The organism is uncultured Rummeliibacillus sp. (assembly GCF_934216135.1).
Lineage (GTDB): Bacteria > Bacillota > Bacilli > Bacillales_A > Planococcaceae > Rummeliibacillus.
This window is the reverse complement of the sequence record NZ_CAKQBI010000004.1, coordinates 1-17,236: the sequence shown is the minus strand read 5'-3', so window position 1 is coordinate 17,236 and position 17,236 is coordinate 1. Positions and strand designations below refer to the sequence as shown.

Annotated in this window: 14 protein-coding genes; all 14 read right to left on the bottom strand. The window is 35.1% G+C overall.

Annotated elements, in window-relative coordinates; translation table 11 throughout:
- Positions 1 to 224: 224 nt before the first annotated feature.
- The 14 genes from hemL to Q0977_RS03755 all read right to left on the bottom strand — a co-directional run bounded on the left by hemL (position 225) and on the right by Q0977_RS03755 (position 16,879).
- Positions 225 to 1,517 carry a glutamate-1-semialdehyde 2,1-aminomutase gene (gene hemL, locus Q0977_RS03820; RefSeq protein WP_119415771.1) on the bottom strand — a complete coding sequence of 431 codons (1,293 nt, stop codon included), beginning with the start codon at positions 1,515 to 1,517 and terminating at the stop codon, positions 225 to 227.
- Positions 1,518 to 1,520: 3 nt separating this feature from the next.
- Positions 1,521 to 2,504: a porphobilinogen synthase gene (hemB, locus tag Q0977_RS03815; RefSeq protein ID WP_299510770.1), complete on the bottom strand. Its 984-nt coding sequence runs from the start codon at positions 2,502 to 2,504 to the stop codon at positions 1,521 to 1,523.
- A complete protein-coding gene (locus Q0977_RS03810; protein WP_119415769.1) occupies positions 2,501 to 3,271 on the bottom strand; it encodes a uroporphyrinogen-III synthase in 771 nt (256 codons plus the stop codon). Before Q0977_RS03810 ends, hemB begins: the two co-directional genes overlap by 4 nt.
- A complete protein-coding gene (gene hemC / locus Q0977_RS03805) occupies positions 3,261 to 4,193 on the bottom strand; it encodes a hydroxymethylbilane synthase (RefSeq protein ID WP_119415768.1) in 933 nt (310 codons plus the stop codon). Before hemC ends, Q0977_RS03810 begins: the two co-directional genes overlap by 11 nt.
- A gap of 19 nt (positions 4,194 to 4,212) precedes the next feature.
- Positions 4,213 to 5,043: a cytochrome c biogenesis protein CcsA gene (gene ccsA, locus Q0977_RS03800; protein ID WP_119415767.1), complete on the bottom strand. Its 831-nt coding sequence runs from the start codon at positions 5,041 to 5,043 to the stop codon at positions 4,213 to 4,215.
- A 111-nt stretch (positions 5,044 to 5,154) separates the two neighbouring features.
- Positions 5,155 to 6,519 carry a glutamyl-tRNA reductase gene (gene hemA / locus Q0977_RS03795; RefSeq protein ID WP_299510765.1) on the bottom strand — a complete coding sequence of 455 codons (1,365 nt, stop codon included), beginning with the start codon at positions 6,517 to 6,519 and terminating at the stop codon, positions 5,155 to 5,157.
- A 309-nt stretch (positions 6,520 to 6,828) separates the two neighbouring features.
- Positions 6,829 to 7,410, bottom strand: coding sequence for a ribosome biogenesis GTP-binding protein YihA/YsxC (yihA, locus tag Q0977_RS03790; protein WP_119415765.1), 582 nt, complete (start codon positions 7,408 to 7,410; stop codon positions 6,829 to 6,831).
- Positions 7,407 to 9,734, bottom strand: a complete 2,328-nt coding sequence (lon, locus tag Q0977_RS03785) for an endopeptidase La (RefSeq protein ID WP_299510763.1) — start codon at positions 9,732 to 9,734, stop codon at positions 7,407 to 7,409. Before lon ends, yihA begins: the two co-directional genes overlap by 4 nt.
- Before the next feature lie 217 nt (positions 9,735 to 9,951).
- A complete protein-coding gene (clpX, locus tag Q0977_RS03780; RefSeq protein WP_299510761.1) occupies positions 9,952 to 11,220 on the bottom strand; it encodes an ATP-dependent protease ATP-binding subunit ClpX in 1,269 nt (422 codons plus the stop codon).
- 181 nt (positions 11,221 to 11,401) lie between these two features.
- Entirely contained in the window at positions 11,402 to 12,694 is a 1,293-nt protein-coding gene (gene tig, locus Q0977_RS03775; RefSeq protein ID WP_299510759.1) for a trigger factor, read from the bottom strand.
- A 106-nt stretch (positions 12,695 to 12,800) separates the two neighbouring features.
- The gene (locus Q0977_RS03770) at positions 12,801 to 13,796 is read right to left on the bottom strand and encodes a tetratricopeptide repeat protein (protein WP_299510757.1); all 996 of its coding nucleotides are present in this window, start codon (positions 13,794 to 13,796) and stop codon (positions 12,801 to 12,803) included.
- A gap of 115 nt (positions 13,797 to 13,911) precedes the next feature.
- Positions 13,912 to 14,817: an HNH endonuclease gene (locus tag Q0977_RS03765; protein ID WP_119415760.1), complete on the bottom strand. Its 906-nt coding sequence runs from the start codon at positions 14,815 to 14,817 to the stop codon at positions 13,912 to 13,914.
- A 157-nt stretch (positions 14,818 to 14,974) separates the two neighbouring features.
- Entirely contained in the window at positions 14,975 to 16,342 is a 1,368-nt protein-coding gene (locus Q0977_RS03760; RefSeq protein WP_299510754.1) for an amino acid permease, read from the bottom strand.
- Positions 16,343 to 16,687: 345 nt separating this feature from the next.
- Complete coding sequence (locus Q0977_RS03755) at positions 16,688 to 16,879, bottom strand: DUF2197 domain-containing protein (RefSeq protein ID WP_119415758.1); 192 nt, start codon at positions 16,877 to 16,879, stop codon at positions 16,688 to 16,690.
- Positions 16,880 to 17,236: the final 357 nt, after the last annotated feature.

The following is a 17,236-nucleotide window of genomic DNA, read 5'->3' as shown; positions in this document are numbered from 1 at the left end:
AGAACTTTTCGAAAAATAATAAAATGAAATTATCTCACCCTTACCAAAAGGGATATTCAAATCTTATACCCTCCCATTAGATTTAATAAATCTAGTGGGAATTTTGAATATAAGCTACATTCTTGATAGTAGGAACATATATCAATAATTATTTTAATATAACAAGTAAATTTCAAAATAAAAAAAGCCAACGAAAATTAAATTTCGTTGGCCATTGTTATATCTTATCTTGCTAATTTCTTAAATACTTTTTGGAATGCTGTTACTGTTTTTGCGATATGTTCTTCTGTATGTGCAGTTGAGAAGAATACACATTCAAATTGGGATGGTGGAAGGAAAATTCCTTCTTCAGCCATTAATGCATAGTAATCAGCGAATAATTGTAAATCAGCAGTTTTTGCTGTTTCAAAGTTAATAACTTTTTCATTTGTTAAGAAGTAGCCAATCATAGATCCTACACGGTTTACTGTGTGTGGAATATGGTATGTTTCAGCTGCTTCGCGGAAACCAGCTTCTAATTGGTCGCCTAATTTTTTGAAGTATTCATATGATTCTGGTGTTACGTGATTTAATGTTTCTAGGCCTGCTGCCATTGCTAGAGGGTTCCCTGAAAGTGTACCAGCTTGATAAATTGGACCAGCTGGAGCAACACGTTCCATAATTTCACGTCGTCCACCGAAAGCACCTACTGGAAGACCACCACCGATTACTTTACCAAGGCAAGTAAGGTCTGGTGTTACACCAAGATATCCTTGCGCACAGTTAAAACCTACACGGAAACCAGTCATAACTTCATCGAAAATTAGAAGTGATCCAGCTTTTGTTGTCACTTCTCTTAAACCTTCCAAGAAACCTGGAAGTGGAGGTACACAACCCATATTACCAGCAACTGGTTCAACTATAATTGCAGCGATATCTTCCCCATATTTTTCGAATACTTGTTGTACAGCTTCTAAATCGTTATAAGGAACAGTCAATGTATTTTGAGCAATTCCCATTGGTACTCCTGGACTGTCAGGTAAACCTAGTGTTGCAACACCTGAACCAGCTTTGATTAATAATGAATCACCATGACCATGATAAGAACCTTCAAATTTTAAGATTTTATCACGTCCAGTATAACCACGTGCTACACGAATTGCACTCATTGTTGCTTCTGTACCTGATGAAACCATTCTCACCATTTCAACAGAAGGCACACGTTTAATCACTTCTTTGGCTAACTCATTTTCAATAACTGTAGATGCGCCAAAGCTTGTACCTGTTTCAGCAACTCGTTTAATAGCTGCTACTACATCAGGATGTGTATGTCCAATAATTAGTGGTCCCCATGATAGAACATAGTCAATATAGTCATTACCATCTACATCAGTAATAATTGCTCCGTGACCTTTTTCCATTACGATTGGATCCATATTTACTGCATTAAATGCGCGAACTGGGCTGTTAACCCCACCTGGCATTAAATTGATTGCTTCAGCAAATGCTGCTTTTGATTTTTCATGTGAACGAGCCATTGATTATTTTTCCTCCATCCATCGAACTGCATCTTTTGCATGATAAGTGATGATTAAATCTGCACCTGCACGTTTCATGCCAGTCAATGTTTCGAGAACGATTTGTTTTTCATTTACCCAGCCATTTATTGCTGCAGCTTTAACCATCGCATATTCGCCACTTACGTTATAAGCTACAACTGGCAAGTCATAGTTATTTCGTACATCACGAACAATATCTAGATATGAAAGAGCAGGTTTTACGATTAAGAAATCTGCGCCTTCTTCTACATCACTTGTAGCTTCTCTCATCGCCTCATAACGATTTGATGGGTCCATTTGATATGTTTTACGATCACCAAATTTAGGTGCTCCATCTGCCGCATCACGGAATGGTCCATAGTAAGCTGAAGCATATTTCACTGCATAAGACATGATTGGAACATCTTCAAATCCAGCTTCATCTAAACCTTTACGAATAGCAGCTACAAAGCCATCCATCATGTTAGAAGGTGCAATAATATCTGCGCCTGCTTGTGCTTGTGAAACAGCTGTTTTTGCAAGAATATCTAATGAAGGATCATTTAAGATTTTATGATCTTCTGAAACGACACCACAATGTCCGTGTGAAGTGAATTCACATAAACATGTATCAGCAATCACTACAACGTCTGGATAGTTCTTTTTGATAAAACGTGTAGCTTCTTGCACAATTCCGTGATCATGGAAAGCTTGTGTTCCTACTTCATCCTTTTCAGCTGGAAGTCCAAATAAGATAACAGATGGAATGCCAAGAGATACGACTTCATCCATTTCTTCACTTAAACGGTCTAGAGAAAATTGATACACACCTGGCATTGAATCTACAGGATTTTTAATATTTTCTCCATCAATTACGAAGATTGGATAGATAAAATCTTCTTTGTGTAAGTATGTTTCTTTTACCATCGCACGCATTGTTGCAGATTGACGTAAACGACGATGTCTTTTAAAATTCAATTCTGTCATGATTCTTGTTCCCTTCTTTTAGCCAGTTCGTCAATAATGGCCATCATCGTATATTTTTTTGGTATTATATCTACCGTAACTCCCACTTGGTGTAACGCAGTTTCTGTTACGTGACCAATTGCTGCAACCTCAAAGCCGCTCCATCCTATATCGGGTGCTATATGCTTTGCAAAAACATCTACTGCAGATGGACTTGCAAAGATCACAGTAATAGATTGACATGGCGATTGTTTGATCAAATTTTTTATAGCAGAAGTATACTCAAGAGTTTGAATGGTTTCATAAACTGTCCATTCTTCTACTGGAAACGGTAATCCCTCTCTTATAGTAGCCTTTGCTAAACTACCTTTCAAGAATAGACAACTTTTTAATTGTCCTACATGCTTTGGGAATTCCTTTACAAAAACATCTGCACTATATGTAGAAGGCATAAAATCAATTTTCAGGCCTAATGCTTCAATTGCTTGAGCAGTTTTTTCGCCTACTACAGCAATTTTAGCAACACATTTATCTATAGTCTGTTTAAATCGTTTTAGTTTATTCGAAAATGATTGCACCGCATTTTGACTTGTGAAAATAAGCCATTCACAGGCAAAAGCACGATTTAGCATATCGAAATCCTCTGAAGTTTGGACTTCTCTAACAGTAATAAGCGGTAAGTGATGTACTTTACCGCCTAATTCTATTATTTTAGAAGATACTGAGTGAGTCATTTTCGTGCCAGTTAGAACAATTTGTTGTCCTTGTAATGGCAAATTATTTGGCATTTTGCTCAGCCTTTACTTTTTGAATCAAATCAAATGCACCTTGAGCTGTTAACTTAGTAGCTACTTCTTTCCCAGCTGCAACAGCATCTTTTGATACAAGAGATTCTTTATAAAAAACAGATGCATCAGGAGCTGCTACAAGGCCAGTAAAGTTAACTTGTCCTTCGTTATAACGAGCAAATCCAGCGATTGGCACTTGGCAACCACCATCCATAGCAGCTAGGAATGCACGTTCAGCTTGAGCTTCTTCCCATGTTGCTTTATCTGTTAGTTTAGCAAGTTCTGCAAGTAATTCTTCGTCATCAGCACGACATTCGATTCCTAGTGAACCCTGTCCAACTGCTGGCATACAGATATCTGTAGATAGATACTCAGTTACTACTTCATCATTCCAGCCTAGTCTTTTAAGTCCTGCTGCTGCTAAAATTATTGCATCGTATTCATCTGTTTCAAGTTTTGCCAAACGAGTATCTACGTTACCACGAATCCATTTAATTTCTAAATCAGGTCGAGCAAGTAATAATTGTGCACTACGACGTAAACTACTAGTACCTACAACAGCACCTTTAGGAAGATCAGCAAATTTTACATGACCTTTTGATATAAACGCATCACGTGGATCTTCACGTTTTGGAATACAACCAATTACAAGTCCTTCCGGAAGTATAGCAGGCATATCCTTCATACTATGAACAGCAAAATCAATTTCTTTATCATATAATTCTTGTTCAATTTCTTTTACGAATAAGCCTTTCCCGCCAACTTTAGATAATTGAACATCAAGGATTTTATCACCTTTTGTAACTATTTCCTTCACTTCAAATTCAAATGGTGCCCCTGCTTTTTTCAATTGGTCAATGAACCAATTTGTTTGAGTTAAAGCAAGCTTACTTCTTCTTGAACCTACAATAATTTTACGCACTTACAATCCAACCTTTCTATTAATACCAAAAGTGAAAACTTGATAATCGACTTCCTAAAAAGAAGTTGATAATTACAATCAAGAACGCATAGACATGTGTCCAAGCATACATAGTAGTATGTAGTTTTCCTTTGCGATTTCCATATAAAATTAAACAATAGATTAATAAGGATACAAAAGAACCAATTATTTTCGCATCAAAGATTGTAAAGTGATCAAATGATGTAATTCCCCATTGTAATCCTAATATTAAACTAATAAGTAGAAACGGTATACCTGTTAATAATGCTGCTGACATACCTTTTTGGGCTTGGTCCAAAGATGGAAGCCGTGTCCATTGTTTTGTCCATTTCTTTTTCTTAAGTACATTATAAAGGATTAAATACAATGCAGAGAAAACAAATGACAAAGAAAATGCAACATATGACAAAATTGCGAACGTTACATGTATAAAGAGTAACTCAGAGATTAGCGTATGTCCTACAGGTGACTGAGCAATCTGACTGGGTGCAAATGTATGAATGGTCATAAATATAAACCCAAGCACATTTAAAAAGAATACCGGCAAATCCACACGGTATAAGCAATGCAATAATATGGAGATTGTCACTAATAACCAAGCATAAAAATAAATGCCTTCAAATAAGGACAAAATTGGGAAACGATGTGTTTCTATAATATAAAGACCTAAGAAGATTGACTGCATCACCCAAACAATAGATACTAACCAAAAAGCAATTCGGTGAGCCTTTGCATCCTTATTAAGGTAATCAATAAAATAAAAGACAAGACTGATCGCATATATGACGGTCATTGCTTCATGCAGCCTTGTCATTGTCAAATCAGTCATAACCGACTCCTTTGTACTTTTGTTACTTTATTCAACTTTATTCAATTAAAAAAGCGTCTTCGCACCTCTAAGTTTATCACATAGACACGAAAACGCCTTCTAAAAAGTTCTTTAATATGACAATTTAGCATCAGCCTTTTGGGTTTCTAACGCTAATTTTTGCATGCGTTCTTTTTGGTGAAGTTGTTGTTTTCGAGCTTCTTCTTCTACTTCTTCTTCAATCCCAAAAATTTGTTGGAATAGCGCTAGTTGCTCTTTCGACTTTTGAGAACCCGCCATTTCTTTTGCTTGCAAAATTGGTTCTTTTAACAATTGATTGATAATCGATTTCGTATGCTTATTTAATACCTTTTTCTCACGTTCCGTTAAGTTAGGCATTTTATTTTCAATACTTTGCATAGTATCATATTGAATTCGAGCTGCTTTTTGTCGAAGAGCTGCAATAACAGGTACTACGCCTAAAGTAGCCATCCAATCTTTGAATTCATCAATTTCTGTATCAATCATTGATGTAATTTGCTCAGCTGCACGTTGACGTTCTGCAAGATTTGCTTCAACAATGCCGTGCAAATCATCAATATCATATAGAAAGACATTTGGTAAATCTCCAATTCGTGGGTCAAGATCACGCGGAACTGCGATATCTACCATAAATAAAGGTTTTCCTTTACGTAAATGTTCAACGTATTGCATCATGTCAAAATCGATTACATAATCTGTTGCACCAGTTGAACTGATTAAAATATCAGCTTCTAAAAGTACACATTGAAGCTCTTGCATTGACTTAGCAGTACCATGGAATTTCTCAGCTAAAACTTCAGCCTTTGAGAACGTACGGTTAACGACTGTTACTTTTCCGACACCACTACCATATAAGTTTTCAGCAGCTAATTCTCCCATTTTACCGGCACCCAAAATAGCTACATGCTTATTTGATAAAGAACCAAAGATTTTCTTTGCAAGTTCCACTGCTGCATAAGAAACAGAAACTGCATTTTCGCCGATAGCTGTTTCACCATGTGCACGTTTTGCAAAGGTAATTGCTTGTTTGAATAATTTATTGTAAACAGTTCCAGTAGTCCCTAGTTCTTGAGCCTTTAAAAAGCTTCCCTTTACTTGTCCCAAAATTTGAGTTTCCCCAAGAACCATAGAGTCAATTCCTGAAGAAACTTTGAATAAATGCATCATTGAATTATCTTCTTCACGAATATATAGATGCGTTTCAAACGATTTCACAGGAACATGAAACCACTCTGCTAAAAATTGCTTGATATAATAACGTCCTGTATGCAATTGATCTACAACTGCATAAATTTCAGTACGGTTACATGTTGAAACGATTACATTTTCTAATACACTTTTTTGACTTTGTAATGCTCTCATCGCTTCGGGAAGTTCTTCTTCTGTAAATGAGAATTTCTCACGAATTTCGACGGGCGCTGTTTTATAATTCAAGCCTACTACTATGGTATGCATGAAATTATACACCTCTCACGTTCTAATTAGCGATTTCAATTATAACATATATACAAATCAATTCTTGTCCTCAATTGTGAACATGATATGACATAAAATCGACATTAATTCATTTAAAGTTCTTTAGAATTATTATAATCTATATTTTATCAAATCATACACACGAGCACAATATTGTTGCTTTTAGATTAAATTTTCAGATATTTAATTGACAATGAATCGTTACTTTTGAACTCTAAATGAAGATTTCTAATACAATCAGATGTTATAAAAAACCTGAAGGATCATCCTCCAGGTTTTATGTAAGAATTACATTCTCTTTTCGATTTCAGCCCAAGCTTCTTCGATGCCCATTCCCTTTTCAGACGAGAACAGAATAAGGGGGTCGCTTGGATCCATATCAAGTACTTCTTTTACAATTTTTTTATGTTTGGCATAATTTCCTTTTTTAATCTTATCCGCTTTTGTTGCAATTACAATCGTTGGGATATTGTAATGTTTTAAGAAATCATACATCATACAATCATCGTCAGTAGGTTCATGACGTATATCTACAATTTGGACAACAGCTTTTAACACACTTCGTCCAGTTAAATATTGTTCTATCATTTTCCCCCATGCTTCACGCTCTGTTTTAGAGACTTTAGCATAGCCATAACCAGGTACGTCAACAAAGAATAATTGCTCTTCAATTTTATAGAAGTTTAATGTTTGTGTCTTTCCTGGTTTTGATGAAATACGAGCCATACTCTTTCTACCAATCATTCGATTGATAAAAGATGATTTCCCAACATTAGAACGACCTGCTAGAGCAAACTCTGGCAGACCGTCCTCTGGATATTGTGATGGTCGAACAGCACTGATGACCATCTCTACATTATTGACTTTCATGAAATCCCTCCGTCTAACGCTAATTCCAATACTTCATCTGCGTTTGACACGAGCTTAAATGTGAGCCCCTTTCGAACACTTTCTGGAATATCATCAATATCACGTTCATTGTCTTTCGGTAAAATAATTGTTGTTAAGCCTGCACGATGAGCACCAAGTGATTTTTCTTTTAAACCGCCAATCGGAAGAACACGACCTCTTAAAGTTACTTCACCTGTCATCCCAACCTCACGTCTTATTGGACGCTTGGTTATTGCAGAAGTTATTGCTGTTACCATTGTTACACCTGCAGATGGACCGTCTTTTGGTACAGCACCTTCAGGGACATGTATATGAATATCATGCGTTTCAAAGAAATCTTCCTCAATACCCAATTGTTCTGATTTTGAGCGCACATAAGAAATGGCTGTTTGAGCAGACTCTTTCATAACATCCCCTAACTTACCGGTTAATTGGATTTTACCTTTACCTGGAGTAAGGGATACTTCAATTTGAAGAGTGTCTCCTCCAACAACTGTATAGGCTAAGCCTGTTGCAACGCCGATTTGGTTTTCTTTTTCAGCTTGTCCATGATGGAATCGATGTTTTCCAAGTAGATCCTCTAAATTTTTTGAGGTAATAACCACTCGCTTTTTATCGCCCGACACAATTTGTTTTGCAGCTTTTCGACATAGTGAAGCCACTTGACGTTCTAAACCGCGTACACCCGCTTCTCGAGTATAATAACGTATTAAGTCAAGAACTGCATCATCACGTATTTGTAATTGAGTTTTTTGCAATCCGTTTTCTTCCATTTGTTTCGGGATTAAATGTTTTTTGGTTATTTCCTGCTTTTCAACTTCTGTGTATCCTGCTATCGAAATAATTTCCATTCGATCTCGTAAAGGACCAGGAATTGTACTTAAATCATTAGCCGTAGCGATAAACATAACATTCGATAAATCATAAGTTTCCTCTATATAATGATCGCTGAAAGTACTATTTTGGTTTGGATCTAATACTTCTAACATTGCTGCAGAAGGATCTCCGCGGAAATCATTTGACATCTTATCGATTTCATCAAGTAAGAAAACAGGATTGATAGTACCTGCTTTTTTCATCCCTTGAATAATACGCCCAGGCATAGCCCCAACATAGGTTCTTCTGTGCCCACGAATCTCAGATTCATCGCGCACTCCCCCAAGTGATATTCTAACAAATTTTCGATTTAAAGATTCAGCAATTGATTTGGCTAAAGAAGTTTTCCCAACCCCAGGTGGTCCTGCTAAACAAAGGATTGGGCCACGAAGTGAGTTCGTCAGCTGTTGTACAGAAAGGTACTCTAATATTCGTTCTTTTACTTCTTCTAATCCTTCATGATCTCGATTAAGAATCTTTTCTGCAACATGAATATCTCGACGATCTTTTGTCGTCGTACTCCATGGTATAGAAAGGAGCCAATCTAGATAATTTCGGATCACACCACTCTCTGCAGAAGCGACTGGTATTTTTTCATAACGTCCTAATTCCTTTAATGCAACATTGCGCGTTTGTTCTGGCATATCTGATGTCTCAATACGCTTTTTAAGTTCTGTAACTTCTGCCTGTTTACCTTCACGGTCTCCAAGTTCCTCTTGTATTGCTTTCATCTGTTCACGTAGATAAAACTCTTTTTGTGTTTTTTCCATTGCGCGTTTTACTTTGGTATTAATCTTCTGTTCCAGATTTAATACCTCTTGTTCATCATGTAATCGTTGGATTAATAGTTTGATGCGCTCTTTTACATCTATTGTAGAAAGGATTTCTTGTTTTGCTTGCATTTTTAGTGGTAAATAAGAGGCAATCGTATCTGCAAAACGTCCAGGTTCTTCAAGATCTGCAACAGTTTCATAAGCTTCATTTGAAATTTTACTAGATGACTTTGAATATTTTCCAAAATAGGATAATAACGTACGCATCAATGCTTCTGTTTCAATGTCGACTTCTTTTGCGTCTTCTAAATTTTCTATCTTAGCAGACACGTAATCATCAGAAATTGTAACTTTTTTGATTTTGGCACGATTAAGACCTTCTACAAGGACACGTAATGTGCCATTTGGCAATTTCAACATTTGCTTGACATAAGCAACTGTCCCTACTTGGTACAAATCCTCTTCAGTAGGATTTTCCACACTCATGACCTTTTGTGTGACAAGAAAAATTAAATTATCATCAGCCATCGCTTTTTCCAATGCTACAATCGAGCGTTCACGACCTACATCAATATGTAATAATATCGTTGGATAAACGAGTAACCCTCTAAGTGGTAATAGTGGTATGTCCTTTTTTCTAGTTACCTCTGCCATACGGGTGAACACCTCCGAGTAATTTTAAAGATCACATATCTTATTGTATCTTTTGAATTTATTATTTACACATTAAGTATGTTACAGAATACTCTTTTCATGCACAATATTAAGTTTAATCTGCTCTTATGATTGATGTAGTTTCATCTTATATAAAAAAACTGGCAACGAACAGTGCTGATTGGCACTTGTTCGAAGCCAGTTCTTCAATCAGTTCTTATGCAGACGTTTTTTTGTTGTCTGACTCTAACTCTGTACCATCTTGTAATAGAAGTTTTGGTCGAGCTTTATCTGTAACAGTTTCCTTTGTAATAATACATTTTGTAATATCATCACGAGAAGGTAATTCGAACATGACATCTAACATAATATTTTCTATGATGGAACGTAAGCCACGTGCGCCTGTTTTACGTTCGATAGCTTCTTTTGCAATTTCATATAATGCACCCTTTTCAAACTCAAGGTCCACATTATCAAGTTCTAACATTTTTTCATATTGCTTAGTTAAAGCATTTTTTGGTTCTGTTAGAATTTGAACAAGCGCATCTTCATCTAATTGTTCTAAGCTTGCCAATACTGGTAATCGACCTATAAATTCAGGGATCAAACCAAATTTAAGCAAATCTTCAGGGATTAAATGCTTCATCAAATTTTTATCATCCATATGTTGCTTTGTATTATCAGAACCGAAACCAATTACTTTTTCACCCATACGGCGTTTAATAATTGACTCGATTCCATCAAATGCACCACCTACGATAAACAAAATATTAGTTGTATCGATTTGGATAAATTCTTGGTGTGGGTGTTTACGACCGCCTTGTGGTGGAACGCTTGCTGTTGTTCCTTCAAGGATTTTTAAAAGTGCTTGTTGAACACCTTCACCTGAGACATCACGAGTGATTGATGGATTTTCAGATTTACGTGCAACTTTATCGATTTCATCGATATAGATAATCCCTTTTTCAGCACGTTCGATATCATAATCAGCTGCTTGGATTAGTTTAAGTAAGATATTTTCAACATCTTCCCCAACGTAACCAGCTTCAGTTAAAGAAGTCGCATCTGCAATTGCAAATGGTACGTTAATAATACGCGCTAAAGTTTGTGCTAATAATGTTTTACCGCTACCAGTTGGTCCGATTAGTACAATATTAGATTTTGATAACTCTACATCATCAACTTTACTGTTTGAATTTATACGTTTGTAGTGATTATATACAGCTACTGATAACGCTTTTTTTGCACGTTCTTGTCCGATGACATAATCATCCAAAGTATCTAGTATTTCTTTTGGCTTTGGAATGTCTTTTAGCTCAACTTCTTCTTCAGTACCAAGTTCTTCAACTACGATTTCAGAACAAAGATCGATACATTCATCACAAATATATACCCCAGGTCCTGCAACCAGTTTACGAACTTGTTCTTGTGGTTTACCACAGAATGAGCATTTTAAATTGCCTTTTTCATCATTAAATTTGAACAATTATTTCACCCCTATTCATGCAACAATGTTACAAGATTCATCCTAGATTATCAAATATTACGAACTCTATTACATATTTGTTCTTAATATGTATCATTAAGAATTTTCTAAATTTATATTAAGAAAACAAGGTACGGATTAAAAACCCGTACCTTGTTCAGGTTTACTTTATAACAAATTATTATTCAGTTACTTTAGCGTTTTCAACTAAGAATTCAACTGTTTTACGAATTTTCACATCGTGTTCAAGTACAGTTGTTCCACCTAGTACTGATTTGATTTGTTCAGCATCCATTTTGAATTGTTCAGACATTTTTTCTAATTCAGCGTTAATATCTTCTTCAGATGCTTCGATTTTTTCAGCTTCTGCAATTGCTTCAAGAACTAATGCAACGCGAACGCGTGATTGTGCATCTTCTTTCATTTGAGCGCGTAAAGCTGCTTCATCTTGACCAGAGAATTGGTAATATAGGTCAAGGTTCATACCTTGCATTTGTAAGCTTTGATCATATTCTTGTAGCATACGGTTGATTTCTGATTCAACCATTGCTTCTGGAATATCGATTGTTGCATTTTCAGCAGCTTTTTCAACTAAATCATCACGTAATGCTGTTTCTGAAGCACTTTCTTTTTCAGCAACAGTTTTTTCTTTTAGTTTAGTGCGAAGTTGGTCTAAAGATTCTACTTCTGCATCGATTTCTGATGCTAAATCATCATCTAATTCAGGAAGTTCTTTAGCTTTTACTTCTTTTACAGTTACTTTGAAAGTAGCTTCTTTACCAGCTAATTCTGCAGCATGATATTCTTCTGGGAATGTTACAACTACATCTTTAGATTCGCCAGCTTTTACGCCTACAAGTTGTTCTTCAAATCCTGGGATAAATGATCCAGAACCGATTTCTAATGAGTAGTTATCACCTTTACCGCCTTCGAATGCTACGCCATCTTGGAAGCCTTCGAAATCGATTACAGCTGTGTCGCCTTCTTCTACAGCGCCATCTTCTTTTACGACTAATTCAGCAAGACGAGCTTGTTGCTCTTTTAGTTGTTGTTCAATTTCTTCATCAGTTACTGTAGTATCTTGTTTAGTTACTTCTAAACCTTTGTAGTCACCAAGAGTAACTTCTGGTTTTACAGTTACTTTAGCAGTAAATTTGAAGTCTTTGTGTTTCCCTAGATCTTCCATTTCGAAATCGATTTCTGGTTGATCAACAGGTTCGATACCAGTTTCATCAATAGCTAAAGGATAATTTTCGTTTACTAGAAATTCTAATGCATCTTGGAATAATGATTCAACGCCAAATTTCTTTTCGAACATTTGACGAGGCATTTTACCTTTACGGAACCCTGGTACATTAATTTGTTTTACTACTTTTTTGAATGCTTTATCTAAAGCTTCATCAACTTTTTCAGCAGCAACTTCTACTGTAAGTAATCCAGTGTTGCCTTCTTGTTTTTCCCATTTTGCTGACATTTATAAATACCTCCAAAATTAAATTCAAATGTTGGACAATTCACTCGTTAATACGACTTTCACAACTGTTTTAGTATATCATAGATAGCTATAGTTTCAACTGATTTCACACATCAAACAGCTCAGACTGTTCTTCAAGTAGATTTATAAGGTCTAATAAATCATAATCTGTTTCTTTTACCTCTCCAAACATCGCATGTACGAAATCAATATAACCGTCTGCCACTTCCTCTGGTGAGTACTGAAACCATTCAAATGGATAAGTTACAAACATATGCCTTGTCAACAAATATTGTACCATTTCCAAAGTTGTTGGTTCTTGTTCTAATAATTCTTCTACAAGTTTCAATACTTTTTTAGCAACAGGCAATTCATCAGGGAAATCTAGATCTATAGGGTTTATAGTACATTCTTTATCAAATTTTCTCACTTGTACTTCTATATCAATTTCTTGTTGGACAAGTAAGTACAATACAAAACTTTGAATCATCGGATGTGCGCGATTATCTTCAATTATTGCAACTAATAAGTTTTTCAGTGGACGAAGGTTCAGTTCACGAATAGCTTGTAGATGTTTCATTTGTTGCAAATTTGTTTGAGCAAAAAAGGTATCTGCTTTAAGTTGTTCAGATGTCTTTTCTAATTCCATATCACCTGGTTGCTCATTACTTTGCGAATCAGCAATCATAGCATTAAGATTTTTTATACGAATGAATTTATCTTGGGACTCTGGTGGGATTACATCTTCCTCAAGTAGAGAACTGATTAATGTCTCAACTTGATTGAATTCTTTTAACTCCATTAATACCGTCAAATAAAGTTCCATAGTTTCTATGTATAATTGTGGACCTATAGCTAATAATTTCTCGCAAACAGCTTTCGCTTCTTGGAAATTTCTTGTTTCATACAAAGAAAATGCGTAGATACTTAATAGTCCTTCATCATCATCTGTATACTGCAAAGCTTCACGCAATGATTCAACAGCTTTATCATATTGATAATTTTCGGCAAACTTTTGACCTTCAGTTATTAGCCTATCAACTGCCCCAGGGAACACAATAACATTTTCATGTTTTTGAAGTTTTCTTCTTTTATTACGCAATTGTGTTCACTCTCCCTGAAATCATCATAGCATATTTTTATTTTAAGCATAAACAATTTTATATGACAAAAAACAATGTTTTTTTATATTATTTCAAAATGGTGACGCTTAACCATTATGGGTGAAAATGATAACGTTTATGCCATCTGAAATAAGTTTTATTTTCTTTGTTTATCGTAATCTTCTTATTAGCTGTCAATTGAAATCTACTGTATTCTTCAGGTTGAATTTGTTGAGAAATGTGTAATTTCCCACTACCATCTAACGAGATAAGTCCTTCTTCATATAAGACTGCATGGTTTGCACAAAGAAAAACACCGTTATAAGGATCATTTCTTTCTTCTAATAGACTATCTTTAATAGGTTTAGCATGAGTTGCTCGCATCATTTTTGGTAGATTAATATGACATATTGGACATTGACCATCCCATAATGATCTTTGACGTTCTATAAATAATGATTGCTCTTGTAGAACCTGTTGTTTGACTTCTTTATCTATATAATCTAGTAATGTAAACAATGGATTCGTCATTTGAATAGCATCAATAGATAATGATAATTGTTCTTCCGTATTCTTTTTGTTTAAAGTTCGAATGATACTAGAAAAGGCTAATGTCATTTCCTCATGGCAAGGATATAAATAACCACCATTTCCACTACCATCCTCTTGAAAAGCCGAATATTTCGTTGGAAGTAAAGGATAAATTTCTTGCCAAAAGTCCCTTATGATTAAAGGAATATCTAATGTAAAGTATTTGGTATAAACAACATGTCCTTTTTCTTCAGTCTGTAAACGGAACAAAACAGGTTTTGCTTTTTCTACACAATCACTTTGAGCAACACTAATCGCAACAATTGACCCTTTGACATAATGGAAGAGAATATCACCCTTCTTCACTTGTTTCATCCGGGCCCAAAAGTGAGGTTCTAGCCCTGCCTTATCATAGATTGGTGACCAAATCACCCCCAAATCCTTGTCTTCCTCATAAGTTTCTCCTTGCATGACGATGAAGCTACGCATCTAAAAACACTCCTTACTTCCTGTTGCTTGTTACTTCTATTATAACCCTATTGAGTTATGATTGAGAAAGATCTCGCTCTCTGCTACCGAAAACAAAAACCGGAAAAGCCCTTGTTCCAAGAGATTCCGGTTTTATGAAATGTTATTTATTTTTTTGTTATTTATATATTTTATACTCGCGTTTATGCATACCTAATATATAAAACAGTACTGTCATCAGTGCTATGAAAATAATCCCTACAATTAATGAAATCCGTGTCTCATCATTCATCCACATGCCTACTAATACCATCAATAAGAATAGGATGGTTACAAAGTTACTTACTGGTGCAAAAGGCATTTTAAATGGATGAGTTTTCATATCTTCTGCATGTACTTTTCTAAAACGAATTTGAGCGATTAATAAGGCAAACCAAGGAATCATACCTGGTAATACGCTAGCACTATAAACATAAACGAATAGTTTAGACGGGGCTACAAAATTTAAAACAATCCCAATCACTAAACCGATTAAAACAGCGATAGTTCCCCAATATGGAACACCATTTTTAGAAACTTTCAAGAAAATTTTAGGTGCCTGACCATTTTCAGCAAGTGTATATATCATACGCCCAGCACTGTAAATCCCACTATTACATCCAGACATCGCTGCAGTAATAACAACAAAGTTGATGAAACCAGCTGCTACTGTAATACCGATTTTTGCAAATGTTACAACAAATGGACTTCCAACTGCTTTTAGTTCATCCCAAGGATAAACTGTAACAATGACAAAAATTGCACCAATATAGAATATTAAAATACGCCAAATAATTGACTTTGTAGCTTTTGTAATGGATTTTTGAGGATCTTTTGCTTCACCTGCTGTAATACCGATCAATTCCACACCTTGATATGCAGCAACCACTAGTGATAATGCAAAGAAGAAGCCTTTAATGCCACCTGTAAAGAATCCACCATTTGACCATAAATTTGAAAAGCCAATGGGATGTCCACCGTTTCCAAGACCAAAGAAGATCAATCCAACCCCTGCTATAATCATTAAAATAATAGTAACAATTTTAATCAATGCAAACCAAAATTCAAATTCACCAAATGATTTAACTGATACTAAGTTAGCAATACCTAAAATCACTATAACAACAATACCAGGTGCCCATGCAGGAAGATCTGGAAACCAATATTGCATGTAAGCACCAACTGCAATAACTTCTGACATTCCGACAATTATCCATTGGAACCAGTTACTCCAAGCTGTTAAATAACCAGCTAATGGATGAATATATTCATGTGCAAATGTAGCAAAAGATCCCGTTTTCGGCTCAAGATAAAGCATTTCTCCCATTGCACGCATGATGAAATAAACGAAAATACCGGCAATTGCATAAGCAAGCATAACAGATGGCCCTGTCCAGCTAATTGTACTTGCCGAACCCATAAACAAGCCAACGCCAATTGTTCCACCAAGGGCAATCATTTGGATATGCCTTGCTTCCAATCCCCTTTTCAGTTCTTTATTTGTCATTTTTAATCCTCCTATGTATTAACACAGATGTATTTACTATTACTTTCACTTTATATATTGTTCAATTATTTCTTCAATCATATTCAAACCAAATTTATATAAAGCAATAAATTGTATTGTATAAAAATTTATTTACGTCTTTAAGTGTAAACATTTTCGTGGAAAAACACAATTGTCTTTCTGAAAAAAACACTTATTTATAGCAAAAAACATCTTGTATATAAAAAAAAAGGATTAAAAGAGTTATTTTTAATATAAAAAATATTTTATTTTGGGAAAAATGACACAAAAAAATGATTTATGAATAGCAATCTCATAAATCATTTCTTATATTAACCTTATTCGTTACTTTTCATCATTGTATGAATCACTCGCATTCAAAACATTCTTAACTGCATCTACTCGCACTTTACTATGACAATCTTCACAAAACATAAATTGGCTTTTTCTTCCTTTATACATACGGAAAGCCAAGCTTCCTTCAGCTAATTGGAAGTTTCTTCTGCAGCTATTACAAACAACAGAATAAAACAACATTCATTCCTCCTCATAAATATAGATTGATTTCGTTCTTCCGCTAAATCATTTAGCGAAAAAATAAAATACTTACACTACTATATTGCGCATAATACCTAACATTTTATGTATAAATTCTATGATTTGAGCTGATTTTACCATTTTATAACTTAATTCTGTATTTTTTATTTATCTTGCTGAACCATGAAGAATCAATATCATTGTAAAAATACTTCTTGCATTATGAAATCCTTTGATTTTACATTATATTTTTCTTAGTTTAATCTTTTAATGAGATATTAAGGAGCATTCCTGTTAGAAGTATTTTCGGGGACTTGAAAACAAAAAAGCCCTCTTGTATGATGCTTGAGTGGTCAA

What these genes read in the sequence shown, in the direction of transcription:
- hemL (WP_119415771.1), bottom strand. Translation starts at nt 1,517, where the DNA reads ATGGCTCGTTCACATGAAAAATCAAAAGCAGCATTTGCTGAAGCAATC.
- hemB (WP_299510770.1), bottom strand. Translation starts at nt 2,504, where the DNA reads ATGACAGAATTGAATTTTAAAAGACATCGTCGTTTACGTCAATCTGCA.
- Q0977_RS03810 (WP_119415769.1), bottom strand. Translation starts at nt 3,271, where the DNA reads ATGCCAAATAATTTGCCATTACAAGGACAACAAATTGTTCTAACTGGC.
- ccsA (WP_119415767.1), bottom strand. Translation starts at nt 5,043, where the DNA reads ATGACTGATTTGACAATGACAAGGCTGCATGAAGCAATGACCGTCATA.
- hemA (WP_299510765.1), bottom strand. Translation starts at nt 6,519, where the DNA reads ATGCATACCATAGTAGTAGGCTTGAATTATAAAACAGCGCCCGTCGAA.
- yihA (WP_119415765.1), bottom strand. Translation starts at nt 7,410, where the DNA reads ATGAAAGTCAATAATGTAGAGATGGTCATCAGTGCTGTTCGACCATCA.
- lon (WP_299510763.1), bottom strand. Translation starts at nt 9,734, where the DNA reads ATGGCAGAGGTAACTAGAAAAAAGGACATACCACTATTACCACTTAGA.
- tig (WP_299510759.1), bottom strand. Translation starts at nt 12,694, where the DNA reads ATGTCAGCAAAATGGGAAAAACAAGAAGGCAACACTGGATTACTTACA.
- Q0977_RS03765 (WP_119415760.1), bottom strand. Translation starts at nt 14,817, where the DNA reads ATGCGTAGCTTCATCGTCATGCAAGGAGAAACTTATGAGGAAGACAAG.
- Q0977_RS03760 (WP_299510754.1), bottom strand. Translation starts at nt 16,342, where the DNA reads ATGACAAATAAAGAACTGAAAAGGGGATTGGAAGCAAGGCATATCCAA.
- Q0977_RS03755 (WP_119415758.1), bottom strand. Translation starts at nt 16,879, where the DNA reads ATGTTGTTTTATTCTGTTGTTTGTAATAGCTGCAGAAGAAACTTCCAA.